The following is an 18,093-nucleotide window of genomic DNA, read 5'->3' on the forward strand; positions in this document are numbered from 1 at the left end:
CCGCGGTGACCGGACGCTGCGACTGCACCTGCCACACCCGACGCACCGCAGATGACAAGGACCCGGACAGAGGTGCGTGAGCAGGGCAGACGGTCGGCGCACGGTTCCCGGAAGCGTGAAACAGCCGCCGCAGGGCCACCCTCCGCGCTCGCGCGCGAGGTGGGCGAGGGGGGTGGCGTGCGCGTGGGGCAGGGTGGGCAGCCAGTCGGCAGGGGTGATCGTGCCCCGTGGCAGGTGGGCACGGGCAGCGGGTCGCCTTCGTGCCGGGGCCGGTGCGCCTCCGGCTCACCCGTCGCGCGGCCCCCGCTCTGGACACGCGCCCCGGCCCTCGGTAGCTTCGGCTGAGCAAGCGCTTAGAAAGCGAGAGTCAGGAGGGCGCTCCATGCGTCGCACGGTGTTCGACAAGGACCATGAGGCGTTCCGCCGGACGATCCGCGATTTCATCGCCGGCGAGGTGGTGCCGCACTACGAGGAGTGGGAGGCGGCGGGCCGGGTGCCGCGCTCCTTCTACCGCAAGCTCGGCGAGCTCGGCGTCTTCGGCATCGAGGTGCCCGAGGAGTACGGCGGCGCGGGGGAGACGAGCTTCAAGTACACCGCCGTGATCAGCGAGGAGTGCGCCCGGGCGGGCGTCAGCTTCGGCGGCTCCAGCGTGCACACCGCGCTGTGCCTGCCCTACCTGCTGAAGTACGGCAGCCGTGAGCAGCTCCAGCGCTGGATGCCCGCCTTCGTCTCCGGCGAGATGATGACGGCGATCGCGATGACCGAGCCCGGCACCGGCTCGGACCTGGCCGGGATGAAGACCACCGCCCGGCTCTCCGAGGACGGCACGCACTACGTGCTCAACGGCGCGAAGACGTTCATCACCGGCGGCGTCCAGGCCGACCGCGTGCTGGTGTGCGCCCGCACCGCGCCGCCCACCCCGGAGGACCGGCGTTCGGGCATCTCCATCCTGGTGGTGGACGCGCACAGCCCCGGATACGCGGTGGGCCGCACCCTGGACAAGCTGGGGCTGAAGACCTCCGACACCGCGGAGCTGTCCTTCACCGACGTCAAGGTGCCCGTGGCGGACCTGCTCGGCGAGGAGGGCGAGGGCTTCGCCTACCTGGCCCACAACTTGCCCCAGGAGCGCCTGGGCATCGCGGTCGGCGCCTACGCGCAGGCGGCGGCCGCCGTCCGCTTCGCCCAGGACTACGTCACCGACCGCACCGTCTTCGGCACGTCGGTCGCCTCCTTCCAGAACACCAAGTTCGTCCTGGCCGACTGCAAGGCCGACGTCGACGCCATGCAGGCCGTCGTCGACCGGGCGCTGGACGCGCACGAGGCGGGCGAGCTCACCGCCGCCGACGCCGCGTCCGCCAAGCTGTTCACCACCGAGCTGGCCGCCAAGGTCATCGACCGCTGCCTGCAACTGCACGGCGGCTACGGCTACATGCGCGAGTACCCGATCGCGCGGCTGTACGCCGACACCCGCGTCACCCGCATCTACGGTGGCACCAGCGAGGTGATGCGCTCCATCGTCGCCAAGTCGATGGGGCTGTAGCCGGCCGTGAGCGAGTCCCGTACCCCGTTGGCGGAGCTGCTGGACCTGCTGGACCTGGAGCGCGTCGAGCGAGACGTCTTCCGCGGCGCCAGCCGCTGCGCCGTCGTCCCGCGCGTCTTCGGCGGGCAGGTGGCAGCCCAGGCGCTGGTGGCGGCGGGGCGGACGGTCCCGGACGACCGCCCCGCCCACTCGCTGCACGCCTACTTCCTGCGCCCCGGCGACCCCGGCGCGCCCATCCTCTACACCGTGGACCGCATCCGCGACGGGCGCTCCTTCACCACCCGGCGGGTCGTCGCCGTGCAGCACGGGCAGCCGATCTTCCACCTCTCGGCGTCCTTCCAAACGGCGGAGGAGGGGCTGGAGCACCAGGAGCCCATGCCGTCGGCGCCGGACCCGCGGTCGCTGCCGACCTCCGAGGAGCTGCTGCCGCGCCACGCCCACCTCTTCAGCGACCCGTCCGTCGCCCGGCGGCTGGCCGAGGCCCGGGCCGCGGTGGACCTGCGCTACGTCAACGAGCCGCCGTACGCGGCCGCCGCCGGCGGGAAGCGGGAGCCGCGCTCGCAGGTGTGGTTCCGCACCAACGGCACGCTCGACGGCGCGCGGGACCAGCCGCTGCTGCACACCTGCCTGGTCACCTACGTCTCCGACATGACGCTGCTGGACTCGGTGCTGCTCGCGCACGGGCGCGGCGGGTGGGTCGTGGGGGACGTGGTCGGGGCGAGCCTGGACCACGCCATGTGGTTCCACCGCCCGTTCCGCGCCGACGAGTGGCTGCTCTACGACCAGCGGAGCCCCACCGCGCAGGGCGGGCGGGGCCTGGGGCACGGCCGCATCTTCACGGCGGACGGGCGGCTGGTCGCCTCCGTCATCCAGGAGGGCGCCGTGCGCGTGCCGCGCTCGCGCTGACGGGGACGGGCCGGGTGCGGAAACACCGGTGAGGGCCGCGCCGGTCCGGGCCGGGGCTCAGGTGGCGAGGCCGGCGGTGGCCAGCAGGTAGGCCGTCATCGGCTCGTAGAAGCGCGGGTTGACCACGTGGTCGTCCAGCGGCACGGTCACCGCCAGGGTGCCCTCGGCCTCGGCGACGAAGAGCGCCGGGTCGTTGGAGTCCGCGAAGCCGACCGTGTCCAGGCCGCGCTGCCCGGCGCACCCGGCCCAGCCGTGGTCGGCGAACACCAGGTCCGGCAGCGGCTCGCCGTGCCGGGGCAGGGCGTCCAGGATCGCCCGCATCGGCTCGGGGGAGTGGGTGTGCCACAGCGTCGCGCCGCGCTCGTGCATCGCGACGTCGGCGAGCTGGACGACGACGCCCTCGTCGGCCACCAGGCCCAGCGGGACGCGCACGATGTGGCACCCCGCCGCCCGCAGCGCGGCGGCCACCGCCCGGTGCACGTCCAGCAGGCCGCCGGGGTGACCGGTGGCCAGCAGCACCCGCTCGCCGGTGTCCGCCGCCTTGCGCAGCCGCACGGCGGCCCGCTCCAGGGCGTCGATCGTCAGGTCCGGGTCGATGGTGTCCTGGCCCGTGCGGTGCCCCGGGTCGTCCACCACGCCGGCGCGTTCGGCCATCACCGCGAGCACGTCCTGCTCGTCGGTCCACCGGTCGCCCAGCTCCAGGCCGAACCAGTAGTACCGGTCCCCGTTGGCCAGCGACCGGTAGTGCGCCAGGTTGTTCTCGCGCGGAGTCGCCACGTCACCGGCGATCCGGGTGTGCCGCAGGTGTTCGACCAGCTCGGCGCGCGTGGGGACGGCGGCGGGCCGCGGTGCCGGGGGGAAGGGCGGAGGCTCCATGGGTGCGGGCATGCCGCCATTGTCGCGCGTGTGGTCGACTCCCTGGACCAAGTGTCCAAAAGACGGCACCCACCCGCTCAGAAACGTCCATGTCACGGTCGGCCCGCGGCCACCTAGCCTCCGGCGTATGAGTGAGACGAGCCCCCACCCCACCGCCCGTCCCGTCGGTCCCGTCGACTCCTCCCGGGTACCCCGGTACGCGGGACCGGCCACCTTCGCCCGCCTGCCGCGTCTGGACCAGGTCGAGGCCGCCGACGTCGCGGTCGTCGGCGTGCCCTTCGACTCCGGCGTCTCCTACCGGCCCGGCGCCCGGTTCGGCGGCAACGCCATCCGCGAGGCCTCCCGGCTGCTGCGTCCCTACAACCCGGCGCAGGACGCCTCGCCGTTCGCGCTCGCGCAGGTCGCCGACGCCGGCGACATCGCGGTGAACCCGTTCGACATCGACGAGGCCGTGGAGACCGTGCAGGCCGCGGCCGACGAGATCCTGGACACCGGCGCCCGCATGATGACGCTCGGCGGCGACCACACCATCGCGCTGCCGCTGCTGCGCTCGGTCGCCCGCAAGCACGGCCCCGTCGCCCTGCTCCACTTCGACGCGCACCTGGACACCTGGGACACCTACTTCGGCGCCGAGTACACCCACGGCACGCCGTTCCGCCGCGCGGTGGAGGAGGGCATCCTCGACACCTCGGCGCTGTCCCACGTCGGCACCCGCGGTCCGCTCTACGGCAAGAAGGACCTCGACGACGACGAGAAGATGGGCTTCGGCATCGTCACCTCGGCCGACGTCATGCGGCGCGGCGTCGACGAGGTCACCGACCAGCTCCGGCAGCGCATCGGCGACCGTCCGCTGTACGTCTCCATCGACATCGACGTGCTCGACCCCGCGCACGCGCCCGGCACCGGCACGCCCGAGGCCGGGGGCCTCACCTCCCGCGAGCTGCTGGAGATCCTGCGCGGCCTGTCCGGCTGCCACCTGGTCTCCGCCGACCTGGTGGAAGTCGCGCCGGCCTACGACCACGCGGAGATCACCTCCGTGGCCGCGTCCCACACGGCGTACGAGCTGACGACGATCATGTCCCGCCAGATCGCGGACTCCGCACCGGCCCGGTGAGCCGGCCCCGCCGGGCGGGCCGCCCCCGCACGGGGCCCGCCCGGCGGTCGTACCCGGGCGCGCCGCCCGGCGGACGCCCCGGCCCGCCGCCGGGGGCGTCGGGCGCGGTGCGCCGGGCGCGGGGGTGTGCGGTTTCGGGCTCGCCGGGGTGGCTGGCCCAGTGTGGTGCGGCGGCTGTGGCGGGGTGTGGGATGCCGTGGGTGGGCGTGGGGGCGGTCGGTCCGGCCTGGTCGTGCCGCGGCTTGCCCTGCCGACGGGGGCGTCGGGTGCGTGTGCGGGGCGGGCGGCCGGTGGGTGTCGCCCACGGTGCTCGCCGGGGGCGGCTGGCGTGCGCGCCGGAGTGCCGGGGCGCGGGTGCCGCTGCGAGGGCGTGCGGTGGGGCGGCGGGGCCCGTCGCGCCACCGGGGGTCGTCCGGGGCGCCGGGTGGATGCGCGGTGTGGGGTCTGTGCGACCCCCGCGTGGGGCCTGTGGAGGCCGTCGGGGGTCCGTTGAGGGGCGTCCGGGGTCCGTCGGGGGTCCGTCGGTAGCGTGGGGGGAAAGAGGAACGGCCCCGGAGAGTCAGGCCTCTCTCCAGGGCCGTTCGCGCGGGGCGTCGCGCTGGTGGCACAAGCGAGCCAGCACCCCCCACAGGGCCAGCACCGCCGCCTAGCGTCTTCCGACACCCCGTCCCGCGGGATTGCGTTGGTGAGTCTGTCGATAATCTCCATGGTTTGCACATCGACCGAACAGAATCAGTAACGTTGCGTGTTAAATGAGTGGCAGGAAGTAATACAGCTACGCTTCAGTAACCTGCGGGTTGCACGCGTCCCACCAGGGGCGTTGCGACGGATGTTGGGCACGTTGCCCAACGGGGCGTGTCAACGGGGTCTTCCGAGCCGTCCAGAACACGGCCGAAAACCGTCGCTTACAGAGCCGAAACAACGGCTTCGCAGTGCACCGTGCACACCCCTGCGGCGGCCCGGCCGCTGTGGGGTGCGCGACACTTGCGTACCCGCGGGCGCCCGGCCCCCTACGGTCGGCGCAAGAACAGGCAGGGAGAGGAACCACGTGATGCGTGACGAGCCGCTGTACGACGCGATCCTGCGGCGCAACCCCGGCGAACCCGAGTTCCATCAGGCCGTCAAGGAGGTTCTGGACACGCTCGGCCCGGTCCTGGCGGCCCGCCCGGAGCTGGCCGAGGCCCGGATCGTGGAGCGGATCTGCGAGCCCGAGCGCCAGGTGATCTTCCGGGTGCCCTGGCAGGACGACGCCGGGCGGGTGCGGGTCAACCGCGGCTTCCGGATCGAGTACAACAGCGCGCTGGGCCCCTACAAGGGCGGGCTGCGCTTCCACCCGTCCGTCAACCTCGGGATCGTGAAGTTCCTGGGGTTCGAGCAGATCTTCAAGAACGCCCTGACCGGCCTGGGCATAGGCGGTGGCAAGGGCGGCAGCGACTTCGACCCGCACGGGCGCTCGGACGCCGAGGTGATGCGCTTCTGCCAGTCGTTCATGACCGAGCTCCACCGCCACCTCGGCGAGCACACCGACGTGCCCGCGGGGGACATCGGCGTCGGCGAGCGGGAGATCGGCTACCTGTTCGGCCAGTACCGGCGCATCACCAACCGGTGGGAGGCCGGGGTGCTCACCGGCAAGGGGCCCGAGTGGGGCGGCTCGCAGGCCCGCAAGGAGGCCACCGGCTACGGCACCGTGCTGTTCGCCGCGGAGATGCTGGGGGTGCGCGGCGAGGACCTGGACGGGCAGCAGGTCACCGTCTCCGGCTCCGGCAACGTCGCCATCTACGCGGCCGAGAAGGCCCAGGCCCTCGGGGCGCACGTGCTCACCTGCTCCGACTCCGGCGGCTACGTGGTGGACGAGAAGGGCCTCGACGTGGCGCTGCTGCGGCAGGTCAAGGAGGTCGAGCGCGGCCGGGTCGCGGACTACGCGGAGCGGCGCGGCTCCTCGGCCCGCTACGTCGCCGACGGGAACGTCTGGGACGTGCCCGCCGACGTGGCCCTGCCCTGCGCGACGCAGAACGAGCTGGACGAGGACGCCGCCCGGCTCCTGGTGCGCAACGGGGTGAAGGCCGTCTCCGAGGGCGCCAACATGCCCACGACGCCGGAGGGCGTGCGGGTGTTCACCGAGGCGGGGGTGGCCTTCGGCCCCGGCAAGGCGGCGAACGCGGGCGGGGTGGCCACCAGCGCGCTGGAGATGAGCCAGAACGCCGGGCGCGCGCGGTGGTCGCACGAGCGGGTCGAGGAGCGCCTTACGGCCATCATGCGGGACATCCACGCCACCTGCCACGAGACCGCCGAGCGGTACGGCGCGCCGGGCGACTACGTGCTCGGGGCGAACGTCGCGGGCTTCGAGCGCGTGGCCGACGCGATGCTGGCCCAGGGCCTGATCTGACGCCCGCCGACGGCGCCCCGGTCCGGCCGCCCCGCGCCGAGTCGCGCGACGGCGGCCCCGGGCCGGTGCCGGCCGGGCCGTACGGGCCCGGGCCGGTGGAAGGGCGCCGGAGCACGCCGCGCGGGGCGGAGCGCGGCGTGGGGCCGCCCGGGGGTGGGGCGGTGAGCCGCCCGGAAGTGGCCGGGCGGGAGGGGCTACGGCTCGGCGTGGAGCCGCCGCAGGAAGGCGACGGAGTCGGCGTGCGTCTCGGCGGCGGCGCACAGGCGGTCCATCACCACCATGTACGTCTCCACCTCGGGCCGCTTGTCCAGGTAGAGCGCGGAGGTGAGCTGCTCGAGGTAGACGATGTCGGGCAGGTCGGACTCGTGGAACCGCAGCAGGGTGACCGGGCCGCCGGCCGCCGCGAGGCCGCCGATGCGGAAGGGGGCCACCTGGAGGGTGACGTTGGGGCGGTCGGCGATGTCCAGCAGGTGGGCGATCTGCGCGCGCATCACCTCGGGGCCGCCCAGCGGCCGGCGCAGGGCCGCCTCGTCGATGACGGCCCACAGCCGCGGCCCGTGCGGGCGGGTCAGCAGCTCCTGGCGGCGCATGCGCAGCCGCACCCGCCGCTCGATCTCGTCCTGGGAGGCGCGGGCGTGCCCGAGCTTGGTGACGGCCCGCGCGTAGTCGGCCGTCTGGAGCAGCCCGGGGACGAACTGCACCTCGTAGGTGCGGATGACGGACGCCGCCTCCTCCAGTCCGAGCAGCGTCTCGAACCAGGTCGGCAGCACGTCGCTGTACTGGTGCCACCAGCCGGGGTTGTTGGCGTGCTGGGCGAGGGTGAGGAACTCCTCGCGCTGGAGGGGGTCGTGCACCCCGTAGAGGGTGAGCAGGTCGGCGACGTCCCGCTCCTTGTAGCCCACGCGCCCCAGCTCCAGGCGGCTGATCTTGGCGTGGGAGCCGCGGATGGCGTCGCCCGCCGCCTCGCGGGTGATGCCGCTGGCCTCGCGCAGCCGTCGCAGGTGGGTGCCCAGGACGATGCGCAGCACCGTGGGACCGCCGCGGGGCTGGGCGAGGAGGCGCCGAACCGGTGAGTCGTGCTCGGGCTGGGCTGACATCGGGGCCTGCTCCTGGGGCTCGGACGGTGGGCGGACCGGGCGCGCTTCGGGTGTCCTATGCGGCCCGCATATGCGCTCGGTAAGGGACAGCGGCTCAGTGTCCCATTACCGGGCGTCGGCTGTACAGGTGATCGGAGCGTCACGCTCCGGTCAGCAGGTCGTCGAAGTCGCCGTCCTTGGCGCCCTGGATGAACGCCGCGATCTCGGCGTCGGTGTAGATCAGGGCCGGTCCGGCGGGGAAGCGCGAGTTGCGCACCGCGACGTCGCCCCCGGGCAGCTCGGCGAGTTCGACGCAGTTGCCGCTGGGGTTGCTGCGGCGGCTCTTGCGCCACCGCGCACCGCTCAGCGCGGTGGCCGGAACGCCGTTCCCGTAGCCGCCGCCCGGGCCGTCGTAGGGGGTGAACCGGCCACCGTCCGGAGAGGGTGTCGCAGCCACCGAGCCTGCCTTACCTGCCATTTCTGCCTCTTCTGTCACGTCAGTCGCGGTGTGATCTCTGGCGAAATACTGCCTCACCGGCCCCCGTACTTGCACCTGTACTTGCATCCGCACTTGCAGCCGTAAGTACAGATGCCACAGGATGGGTTGCGCAAGGGTGTTCCCAGCGACGTGACCGCCACCCAATGAACGGCTGCGGGGTTCGACGATGACTCATCCGGCGAGGTGGGCGAGTTCTGCTGCCCGCGACCCCTCCGGTCTCACCCTCGGCCCCTCGCCGTCCCCGGCCCCGGCCCCCTTCACCGTCATGGAACCGGCCGGCGGCACGGCCTTCGCCGCGTGGACGCTCGGGGGCGGCCCCCGCTCGCCCGGCACGGCCCGTGGCTACGCGCGCGCCGCGCTGCGCGGCTGGGGCCTGGAGGAGCTGACCGACGACGTCTCCGTGTCGGTGTCGGAGATGGTCACCAACGCGCTGTGCCACAGCGTGGAGCCCTGGGAGCCGCCCGGCGTCCAGTCGGTCATGCTGAGCATGCTCCGGCAGGGGCCCACGGTGCTCTGCGCGGTGATCGACCCCGGTGACAGCGCCCCGGCCGTGCGCACCGCCGACGAGCTCGCCGAGGGCGGGCGCGGCCTGCAGATCGTCGACTGCCTCGCCGACGCCTGGGGCTGGACGACGCCCGGGCCGAACGGGAAGGCGGTCTGGGCCCGCTTCACCACCGCCGAGGCCGCCGACCGCGACGAGGCCGCCGGGTTCGTGCCGCCCGCCGAGGGCGCCTGCGCGGCCGACGCGCAGGACGACGTCGAGTGGGACGCGCTGACCCGGCTGCTGCTCCTGGTGGAGATCCTCGGCGGCTCCCGACCGCCCTGGCTCGACGGCGTCGGCCTGCGGCCCACCGACGGCCGCGCCCAGCTCTGACGTGCCCCGCCCCCGGCTCCGACGCGTCCACCGCCGCACGCGGAGCGGAATGAAATGCGGACCGGCCGGTGTTGGTCTTCTCTGGCGACAAGACGACCGGAAAGGCGGGCCAGGGTGCGGACGGGGAGCGGGACCGAGGGCGAGGACGCGGGCGGAGCCGGAGGCCGGCGGTCCGGCTGGGCCAGACGGCTGACGGCGCACTGCTGGCGCTACCGGCGCAACGTCCTGCTGGCGCTCGGCGCCTCGCTGGGCGGCATGGCCGTCATGGCACTGGTGCCGCTGATCACCAAGGCCGTGATCGACGACATCGCGGCCGGGGACACCTCCGCCCTGCCCGGCTGGATCGGGCTGCTCCTGGCCGCCGCCGTCGCCGTCTACGGGCTGACCTACGTGCGCCGCTACTACGGCGGGCGGCTCGCCCTGGACGTCCAGCACGACCTGCGCACCGACATGTACGCCGCGCTGGTGCGGCTCGACGGACGCAGCCAGGACGAGCTGTCCACCGGCCAGGTCGTCGGGCGCGGCACCAGCGACCTCCAGCTCGTGCAGAGCCTGCTGTTCATGGTGCCGATGATGATCGGCAACGTGCTGCTGTTCGTCATGGCGCTCGCGGTGATGGTGGTGCTCTCCCCGCTGCTGACGCTCGTCTCGCTGGCGGTCTTCCCCCTCCTGTGGTGGATCGCCGACCTCAGCCGCACCCGCCTGTTCCCCGCCACCTGGTACGCCCAGCAGCAGGCGGGCGCCGTGGCCTCCGTGGTGGACGGCGCGATCACCGGCGTCCGGGTCGTCAAGGGGTTCGGGCAGGAGCGGCAGGAGCAGGGCAAGCTGCGGGAGGCCGGCCGCACCCTGTTCGCGGCCCGGCTGCGCACCGTGCGGCTCAACGCCCGCTACACCCCCGCGCTCCAGGCGATCCCGTCCTTCGGGCAGGTCGCGATGCTGGCGCTGGGCGGGTGGATGGCGGTCAACGGGAGCATCACGCTGGGCACCTTCGTGGCCTTCTCCACCTACCTCGCCCAGCTCGTCGGCCCGGTGCGCATGCTGGCCGCGATGCTCACCGTCGGGCAGCAGGCCAGGGCGGGCGTCGAACGCGTCTACGAGCTGGTGGACGCCGAGCCGCAGATGGCCGAGCGGCCCGACGCGCACGAGCTGCCGGCCGACGCCCCCGCCTCGGTGGAGTTCGACGAGGTCACCTTCGGCTACGACCCCGAGCACCCGGTGCTCGACCGGGTCAGCCTCGCCGTCGCCCCCGGCGAGACGCTCGCGGTCGTCGGCACCAGCGGCAGCGGCAAGTCCACCGTCTCGATGCTGCTGCCGCGCTACTACGACGTGACCGGCGGCGCCGTGCGGGTGGGCGGGCACGACGTGCGGGACCTGACGCTGGCCTCGCTGCGCTCCGCGATCGGCCTGGTGCCGGAGAACAGCTTCCTGTTCTCCTCCTCCGTCCGGGACAACATCGCCTTCGGCGCGCCCGACGCCGACGACGAGCAGGTCCGCGCCGCCGCCCGCGCCGCGCAGGCCGACGGCTTCATCACCGAGCTGGCCGACGGCTACGACACGGTCGTCGGGGAGCAGGGCCTCACGCTCTCCGGCGGGCAGCGGCAGCGCATCGCCCTGGCCCGCGCCATCCTGGCCGACCCGCGGCTGCTCATCCTGGACGACGCCACCTCGGCGGTGGACGCGCGGGTGGAGGCCGAGATCCACGACGCGCTGCGCGGCGTCATGCGCGGCCGCACCACCCTGCTCATCGCCCACCGGCAGTCCACGCTCGCCCTCGCGGACCGGATCGCCGTGCTCGACGGCGGGCGCCTGGTCGACCTCGGCACGCACCGGGAGCTCACCGAGCGCTGCCCGCTCTACCGGCGCCTGCTCACCGACCCCGACGAGCTGGGCGACGTCGAACGGGACCCGGCGGGGCAGGCCGGGCACGACCGGCACCGGGCGCGCGGCGGCGTCACCCCCAAGCTGTGGGTGCGCACCGGCCGCGCGGAAGGCGAGGACGGCACCGCGGGCGGCGAGGCGACGACGGCGGCGCAGAGCGGCCGGCCGGGGAGCTGGGGCGCGGAGCTGGCCGCGGGGCCGGGCACGCCGGAGCTGCGGAAGCGGGTCGCCGCGCTGCCGCCGGCCACGGACGTGCCCGACGTGGACGAGGAGGACGCCGAGCGGCACGAACCGGGGCACCAGACGGAGCGTTCGTACCGGCTGCGCCGCCTGCTGCGCGGCTTCGGGCGCCCGCTGGGCGTCGCCCTGGCCTTCCTCGCCGTCGACGCCCTGGCGATGCTCGCGCTGCCGATGCTCATCCGGCACGGGGTGGACGAGGGCGTCGGACGGCAGGCGACGGGCGCGGTGTGGGCCGCCTCCGCCCTGGCCCTGGTCGTCGTGCTGGCCCAGTGGGCCGCGCAGATCACCGCCATGCGCCTGACCGGGCGCACCGGCGAGCGCGTCCTGTACGCGCTGCGGGTGAAGATCTTCGCCCAGCTCCAGCGGCTGGGGCTCGACTACTACGAGCGGCACCTCGCCGGCGCGGTCATGACGCGGATGACCACGGACGTGGACGCGCTGTCGACGTTCCTGCAGACGGGCCTGGTCACCGCCGTGGTCTCGCTGCTGACCTTCGTCGGCATCCTGGTGGTGCTCCTGGTCATCGACCTCCAGCTCGCGCTGGTCGTCTTCGCCGCGCTGCCGCTGCTGGTGCTCGGCACGGTCTTCTTCCGGCGGCAGAGCGTCAAGGCCTACGAGCTGGCCCGCGAGCGGGTGAGCGTCGTCAACGCCGACCTCCAGGAGTCGGTGGCCGGGCTGCGCATGGTGCAGGCCTTCCGGCACGAGGAGCGCGGCGCCCGCCGCTTCGCCCGGCGCAGCGACGGCTACCGCAGGGCCCGGGTGCGCGGCCAGTGGCTGGTGTCGGTCTACTTCCCGTTCGTGCAACTGCTGGCCGCGCTGGCCACCGCCGGGGTGCTGGTGGTCGGGGCCGAGCGGGTGGCCGCCGGGACGCTGACGGCCGGCGCGCTGGTGGCCTACCTGCTCTACATCGAGCTGTTCTTCGCCCCCGTGCAGCAGCTCTCCCAGGTCTTCGACGGCTACCAGCAGGCCGTCGTCTCGCTCGGCCGCATCCAGGAGCTGCTGCGGGAGCGCACCACCACCCCGCCGCCCGCCGCGCCGCGTCCGCTGGAGCGGCCGCGCGGAGAGGTCGCCTTCCGCGACGTGCGCTTCCACTACCGCGCGGCCGACGGCACGCCGCTGGCCGAGGCGGCGCTGGAGGACGTGAACCTGACCGTGCCCGCCGGGCAGACGGTCGCGTTCGTCGGCGAGACCGGCGCGGGCAAGTCCACGCTGGTCAAGCTCGTCGCCCGGTTCTACGACCCGGCCTCGGGCGCGGTGGAGCTGGACGGCGTCGACGTGCGGGAGTTCGACCTGGCCGAGTACCGCAGCCACCTGGGCGTCGTCCCGCAGGAGCCGTACCTGTTCCCCGGCACCGTGCGGGACGCCATCGCCTACGGGCGCGCCGGGGCGAGCGACGCCGAGGTGGAGGCCGCCGCCCGCGCGGTGGGCGCGCACGACATGGTCGCCTCGCTGCCCGGCGGCTACCTGCACCCGGTCGGCGAGCGCGGGCGCAACCTGTCGGCGGGCCAGCGCCAGCTCATCGCCCTGGCCCGGGCGGAGCTGGTGAACCCGGCGGTGCTGCTGCTGGACGAGGCGACGGCGGCGCTGGACCTGGCGACGGAGTCGCTGGTCAACCAGGCGACCGACGCGCTGGCCGGGCGGCGCACCACGTTGGTGGTCGCCCACCGGCTGACCACGGCGGCGCGGGCCGACCGGGTGATCGTCTTGGACCACGGCCGGGTCGTGGAGGACGGCACGCACGCCGAGCTGCTGGCCGCGGGCGGGCGCTACGCCGCGCTGTGGCACACCTTCACCGGCGGCGGCGCCCCGGGGGCCGCCCCGGCCGAGCGCCCGGCCGTCCCGACCGGCGGCGCCTGAGACGCCCGGCACGGCACCTGGCCCGGCGCCCGGCGCGCGGCAAGCCACGGCACGGCACGCGGGCGGCACCCCCGGCGGCGGGGGTGCCGCCCGCGCGCCGCTTCCCGCGCCCGTCGTGCTCCACACCACCCGTCCGGAGGCACAGGTGTAGCGCGCTTGACGCGTGGCAGAAAGGGGATCAGTGTGCTGGCATCGGCGGTGGCCGAAATGACCGGATGATCCCTTTCGGCCGGATCGTCGGCCAGACGTGCGGCTGAGGAGGGCGTGGATGGTCACAGCGTGGGACGCGACCGGGACCGACCGGCCGCCGGACCGCGAGCCGCCGCGGCGGCACCGGTGGCGACGCGGCCGGCCGAGACGCGGCCGGAGCGCCGCCGCCGGGAGCTGCGCGCTGGCGCTGCTGCTCGCCGCGTGCGGCGGGGGCGGGGCGAGCGGGGACGGCGAGGTCACCGTGAACCTCTTCACCGCGCCGGAGGAGAACCTCCAGGCGGTCGTGGACCGGTGCAACCGCGAGGCCGGCGGCCGCTACCGCATCGTCTACCACCAGCTCCCGCGCGACGCGGACGGGCAGCGCGAGCAGATGGTGCGCCGGCTGGCGGCCGAGGACGCGGGCATGGACGTCCTCGGCCTGGACGTCACCTGGGTGCCGGAGTTCGCCGAGGCCGGGTGGGTCCGGGAGTGGACGGGCGAGCGCCGCGAGGCCGCCACCCGCGACGTGCTGCCCGGGCCGCTGCGGACGGCCGTGTGGCGGGAGAAGGTCTACGCGGCGCCGAAGAACACCAACGTGCAGCTCCTGTGGTACGACGAGCGGCTCACCCCCGAGCCGCCGCGCACCTGGGCGGAGGCCATCGCCGCGGCCGAACGGCTGCGCGCGGCGGGCAAGCCGCACGACCTGCTGTTCACCGGCGCCCAGTACGAGGGCCTGGTCGTCTTCTTCAACAGCCTGGTCGCGTCCGCGGGCGGCCGCCTGCTGAACGAGGAGGGCACCGAGGCCGTCGTCGACGAGGGCGTCGTGGAGGCCCTGCGGCTGCTCAAGGAGATCGCCACCTCGGGCGTCACCAGCCCCTCGCTGACCAACATGCAGGAGGACCAGGTGCGCCTCGCCTTCCAGAGCGGCCGGGGCGCGTTCCAGTTCAACTGGCCCTTCGTCTACGCCTCCTACGCGCAGGAGAAGCCGGAGGAGGTGGAGCACCTGCGGTGGGCCCGCTACCCCTCCTTCCGGGCGGGCGAGGAGTCCCGGGTGACCGTCGGCGGCTACAACCTGGCCGTGAGCACCTACTCGCGCCACCAGGACGAGGCGTTCGACGCCACGCTGTGCCTGCGCAGCGCGCAGAGCCAGAAGTTCCAGGCGCTGCGCTCCGGGCTGCCGCCGAGCATCGCGTCCGTCTACGAGGACGACACCCCGTTGGACCCGGACCGGCCCGCCGATCCGGAGACCAACCCGACGATGGGCAGCCAGTACCCGCCCAAGGACACCATCCGCGCCGCCCTGGAGGACGCCGCCGTGCGACCGCTGACCCCGGTGTACCAGAACCTGTCCGCCGTCACGGCCGAGATCCTCTCGCCCCCGTCGGCCATCGACCCGCAGCGGACGGCCGACACGCTGCGCCGCGAGCTCGACGCGGCCCTGAAGTCGCAAGGGGTGCTGCCGTGACCGCGGCCCCCGCGGAGCCCCGTCCCGCGGCACGGCCCCGGGCGCCCCGCAGCGAGGGCCGCAAGGCCGAACGCCGGCTCGGCTGGCTGCTGTGCGCCCCGGCCGCCCTGGTGATGGTGGCCGTCACCGGCTACCCGATCCTGTACTCCGTATGGCTCTCCCTGCACCGCTACGACCTGCGCTTCCCGGCCGAGCAGGAGTTCGTCGGGCTGGCCAACTACGCCGTGGTGCTCACCAACTCCTACTGGTGGACGGCGTTCGGCGTCACGGTGCTCATCACCGTCGTCTCCGTCGCCATCGAACTGGTGCTGGGCATGGCGCTGGCCGTCACCATGCACCGCACGCTGCTCGCCCGCGGCCTGGTGCGCACGGTGACGCTGGTCCCGTACGGCATCGTCACCGTCGTCGCCGCCTTCTCCTGGTTCTACGCCTGGACGCCGGGCACCGGCTACCTCGCGGAGACGGTCGCACCGGGCTCGGCCCCGCTGACCGAGCGGGCCGGCTCGCTGGCCATCATCATCCTCGCCGAAGTGTGGAAGACGACCCCGTTCATGGCGCTGCTCCTCATGGCGGGCCTGGCCCTCGTCCCCGACGACCTGCTGCGCGCCGCCGCCGTGGACGGCGCCGGGGCCTGGCAGCGCTTCGTGAAGGTGACGCTGCCGGTGATGAAACCGGCCATCCTGGTCGCGCTGCTGTTCCGCACCCTGGACGCGTTCCGGGTGTTCGACAACATCTTCATCCTCACCGCGGGCGCCAACGACACCTCGTCCGTCTCGATGATCACCTACAGCAACCTCATCAGAGGGCTGAACCTGGGCATCGGCTCGACCATGTCGGTGCTCATCTTCCTCGCGGTCGCCGCCATCGCGTTCGTCTTCGTCAAGCTGTTCGGCACGGCCGCACCCGGCGGCGACGCGCGCGGAGGTGGGCGCTGATGTCCCTGTCCAACGTCCCGGTGGGGCGGCGCAAGGCGGCGTGGGCGTTCGTCAACACCGTGGTCGTCGTCTACGCCCTGACGCCGGTGCTGTGGATCGCCTCGCTGTCGTTCAAGACGCGGGAGACGATGACCGACGGCCACTTCGTCCCGCGCGAGTGGACGCTCGCCCACTACGCGGACATCTTCCGCACCGACGCCTTCCTGCGCGCCCTGGTCAACTCCATCGGCATCGCGCTCATCGCGACGTTCATCGCGGTCGTGCTGGCCACGATGGCCGCCTACGCCGTCGCCCGGCTGGACTTCCCCGGCAAGCGGGCGCTGATCGGGGTGTCGCTGCTCATCGCGATGTTCCCGCAGATCTCGCTCGTCACCCCGCTGTTCACCATCGAGCGGGCGCTCGGCCTGTTCGACACCTGGCCCGGCCTGATCCTGCCCTACATCACCTTCGCGCTGCCGCTGGCGATCTACACCCTGTCCGCCTTCTTCCGGGAGATCCCCTGGGAGCTGGAGAAGGCCGCGAAGATGGACGGCGCCACCCCGGCGCAGGCGTTCCGCAAGGTGATCGCGCCGCTGGCCGCCCCCGGGGTGTTCACCACCGCGATCCTGGTGTTCATCTTCTGCTGGAACGACTTCCTGTTCGCGATCTCGCTGACGTCCTCGGAGGCGTCGCGCACCGTCCCCGCGGCGCTGTCGTTCTTCACCGGGTCCTCCCAGTTCGAGGACCCGACCGGCACGATCTCCGCCGCGGCCGTGGTCATCACCGTCCCGATCGTGGTGTTCGTGCTCCTCTTCCAGCGCCGCATCGTCGCGGGGCTGACGTCCGGCGCCGTCAAGGGTTAGCGGAGGAACTGGTATGGCCGAGATCATCCTCGACGGGGTGTCCAAGCGCTTCCCCGACGGCGCGCAGGCCGTCTCCGAGGTGCACCTCACCGTCGCCGACGGCGAGTTCGTCATCCTCGTCGGCCCCTCGGGGTGCGGGAAGTCCACCACGCTCAACATGGTCGCGGGGCTGGAGGACATCACGGACGGCGAGCTGCGCATCGACGGCGAGCGGATGAACGAGCGCGCGCCCAAGGACCGCGACATCGCCATGGTGTTCCAGTCCTACGCGCTCTACCCGCACATGTCGGTGCGCGAGAACATGGCCTTCCCGCTGCGGCTGGCGAAGGCCCCGGAGGCCACGGTGCGGGCCAAGGTCGAGGACACCGCCCGCGTCCTGGACCTGACCGAGCACCTGGACCGCAGGCCCGCCCACCTCTCCGGCGGCCAGCGCCAGCGCGTCGCGATGGGCCGGGCCATCGTGCGCAGCCCCAAGGCGTTCCTGATGGACGAGCCGCTGTCCAACCTCGACGCCAAGCTGCGCGGCCAGATGCGCACCGCCCTGTCCCGGTTGCAGAAGCGGCTGGGCACCACCACCGTCTACGTCACCCACGACCAGACCGAGGCCATGACGCTCGGCGACCGCATCGTCGTCCTCCAGGCCGGGCACGTGCAGCAGATCGGCCCGCCCCAGCACCTGTACGAGCGGCCCGCGAACCTCTTCGTGGCCGGCTTCATCGGCTCGCCGTCGATGAACTTCCTGCCCGCCACCGTCCAGGACGGCGCGCTGGCCACCCCGATCGGCGACCTCCCGCTCACCGACCGGGTGCGGCGGCTGCTGGCGGACGCCGACGCGCCGCGCCAGCTCATCGCCGGGGTGCGCCCGGAACACTTCGAGGACGCGGCGCTCGTCGACGAGCACCGCCGCGCCGAGGGCCTGTGCTACACCGCCGTCGTCGACGTCCTGGAGTCGCTCGGCTCGGAGAAGTACGCCCACTTCCCGCTGGAGGGCGAGCGCGCCAGCTCCCGGCAGCTCGCGGACCTCGCCGCCGTCACCGGCTCCGCCGACGTGCCCGCCGGGGGCCCCGGCGCCGCCCTCGTCACCCGGCTCTCGGCCGACACCCGGGCCCGCGAGGGCGCCGAGCTGACGGTGTGGTGCGACCCGGACCGGGTGCTGCTCTTCGACCCCGCCGAGGGCACCCACCTCACCGGCGAGCGCTGACCCGGGGGCGTTCCGCGCGGCCCGGCGGCGGCCCCGGCACCGGACCGGGGCCGCCGTCCGGCGTGCGCGGGGGCGCGGGGGCGCGGGGGCGTGCGCGAGGACGCGTGCGCAGGCGGGCACGCGCACGGGGGCGGGCGCACGCGGGCGCGGGGGCGGCGGAGCCGGAGACGCGGGCGCGGACGCCCGGGGGCGGGCCGGGTGAACGCGTAGCCCTA

Annotated in this window: 13 protein-coding genes; 10 read left to right on the top strand and 3 right to left on the bottom strand. The window is 73.9% G+C overall.

The window, feature by feature from the left end; translation table 11 throughout:
* Window positions 1-382: 382 nt before the first annotated feature.
* Entirely contained in the window at window positions 383-1,540 is a 1,158-nt protein-coding gene (locus OSB71_RS19030) for an acyl-CoA dehydrogenase family protein (RefSeq protein WP_265949601.1), read from the top strand.
* Window positions 1,541-1,546: 6 nt separating this feature from the next.
* Complete coding sequence (locus tag OSB71_RS19035; RefSeq protein ID WP_265949602.1) at window positions 1,547-2,446, top strand: acyl-CoA thioesterase; 900 nt, start codon at window positions 1,547-1,549, stop codon at window positions 2,444-2,446.
* Window positions 2,447-2,503: 57 nt separating this feature from the next.
* Here the strand turns inward: OSB71_RS19035 and OSB71_RS19040 are convergent, their stop codons facing one another.
* Window positions 2,504-3,334, bottom strand: coding sequence for a phosphatase (locus OSB71_RS19040; protein WP_265949604.1), 831 nt, complete (start codon window positions 3,332-3,334; stop codon window positions 2,504-2,506).
* A gap of 115 nt (window positions 3,335-3,449) precedes the next feature.
* Between OSB71_RS19040 and speB the strand changes: the two genes are divergently transcribed.
* Together speB and gdhA are read left to right on the top strand one after the other, a co-directional pair.
* Window positions 3,450-4,436 (top strand): agmatinase, encoded by a 987-nt coding sequence (gene speB / locus OSB71_RS19045; protein WP_265949605.1) that lies wholly within the window; start codon window positions 3,450-3,452, stop codon window positions 4,434-4,436.
* A 1,051-nt stretch (window positions 4,437-5,487) separates the two neighbouring features.
* Window positions 5,488-6,822 carry an NADP-specific glutamate dehydrogenase gene (gdhA, locus tag OSB71_RS19050; protein ID WP_265949607.1) on the top strand — a complete coding sequence of 445 codons (1,335 nt, stop codon included), beginning with the start codon at window positions 5,488-5,490 and terminating at the stop codon, window positions 6,820-6,822.
* Between the two features lie 194 nt (window positions 6,823-7,016).
* Here gdhA and OSB71_RS19055 read toward each other — a convergent pair whose 3' ends face one another.
* Together OSB71_RS19055 and OSB71_RS19060 are read right to left on the bottom strand one after the other, a co-directional pair.
* Window positions 7,017-7,919 carry a Sco1979 family transcriptional regulator gene (locus tag OSB71_RS19055; protein WP_265949609.1) on the bottom strand — a complete coding sequence of 301 codons (903 nt, stop codon included), beginning with the start codon at window positions 7,917-7,919 and terminating at the stop codon, window positions 7,017-7,019.
* A 139-nt stretch (window positions 7,920-8,058) separates the two neighbouring features.
* A complete protein-coding gene (locus tag OSB71_RS19060) occupies window positions 8,059-8,265 on the bottom strand; it encodes a DUF397 domain-containing protein (protein WP_265949694.1) in 207 nt (68 codons plus the stop codon).
* Between the two features lie 298 nt (window positions 8,266-8,563).
* Between OSB71_RS19060 and OSB71_RS19065 the strand changes: the two genes are divergently transcribed.
* From OSB71_RS19065 to OSB71_RS19090, 6 genes are all read left to right on the top strand, one after another.
* Window positions 8,564-9,271, top strand: coding sequence for an ATP-binding protein (locus OSB71_RS19065; RefSeq protein WP_265949610.1), 708 nt, complete (start codon window positions 8,564-8,566; stop codon window positions 9,269-9,271).
* Between the two features lie 54 nt (window positions 9,272-9,325).
* Complete coding sequence (locus OSB71_RS19070) at window positions 9,326-13,246, top strand: ABC transporter ATP-binding protein (protein WP_416237295.1); 3,921 nt, start codon at window positions 9,326-9,328, stop codon at window positions 13,244-13,246.
* 268 nt (window positions 13,247-13,514) lie between these two features.
* Entirely contained in the window at window positions 13,515-14,900 is a 1,386-nt protein-coding gene (locus tag OSB71_RS19075; RefSeq protein ID WP_265949613.1) for an ABC transporter substrate-binding protein, read from the top strand.
* Window positions 14,897-15,835, top strand: coding sequence for a carbohydrate ABC transporter permease (locus tag OSB71_RS19080; RefSeq protein ID WP_265949615.1), 939 nt, complete (start codon window positions 14,897-14,899; stop codon window positions 15,833-15,835). The genes OSB71_RS19075 and OSB71_RS19080 overlap by 4 nt, the downstream gene beginning before the upstream one ends.
* Window positions 15,835-16,677, top strand: a complete 843-nt coding sequence (locus OSB71_RS19085; protein ID WP_323055314.1) for a carbohydrate ABC transporter permease — start codon at window positions 15,835-15,837, stop codon at window positions 16,675-16,677. Before OSB71_RS19080 ends, OSB71_RS19085 begins: the two co-directional genes overlap by 1 nt.
* A 13-nt stretch (window positions 16,678-16,690) precedes the next feature.
* On the top strand, window positions 16,691-17,878 hold the full coding sequence (locus OSB71_RS19090; protein WP_265949616.1) for an ABC transporter ATP-binding protein: 1,188 nt from the start codon (window positions 16,691-16,693) through the stop codon (window positions 17,876-17,878).
* Window positions 17,879-18,093: the final 215 nt, after the last annotated feature.

Origin of the sequence: Streptomyces marinisediminis, from assembly GCF_026262575.1 — a bacterium.
Taxonomy (GTDB): domain Bacteria; phylum Actinomycetota; class Actinomycetes; order Streptomycetales; family Streptomycetaceae; genus Streptomyces; species Streptomyces marinisediminis.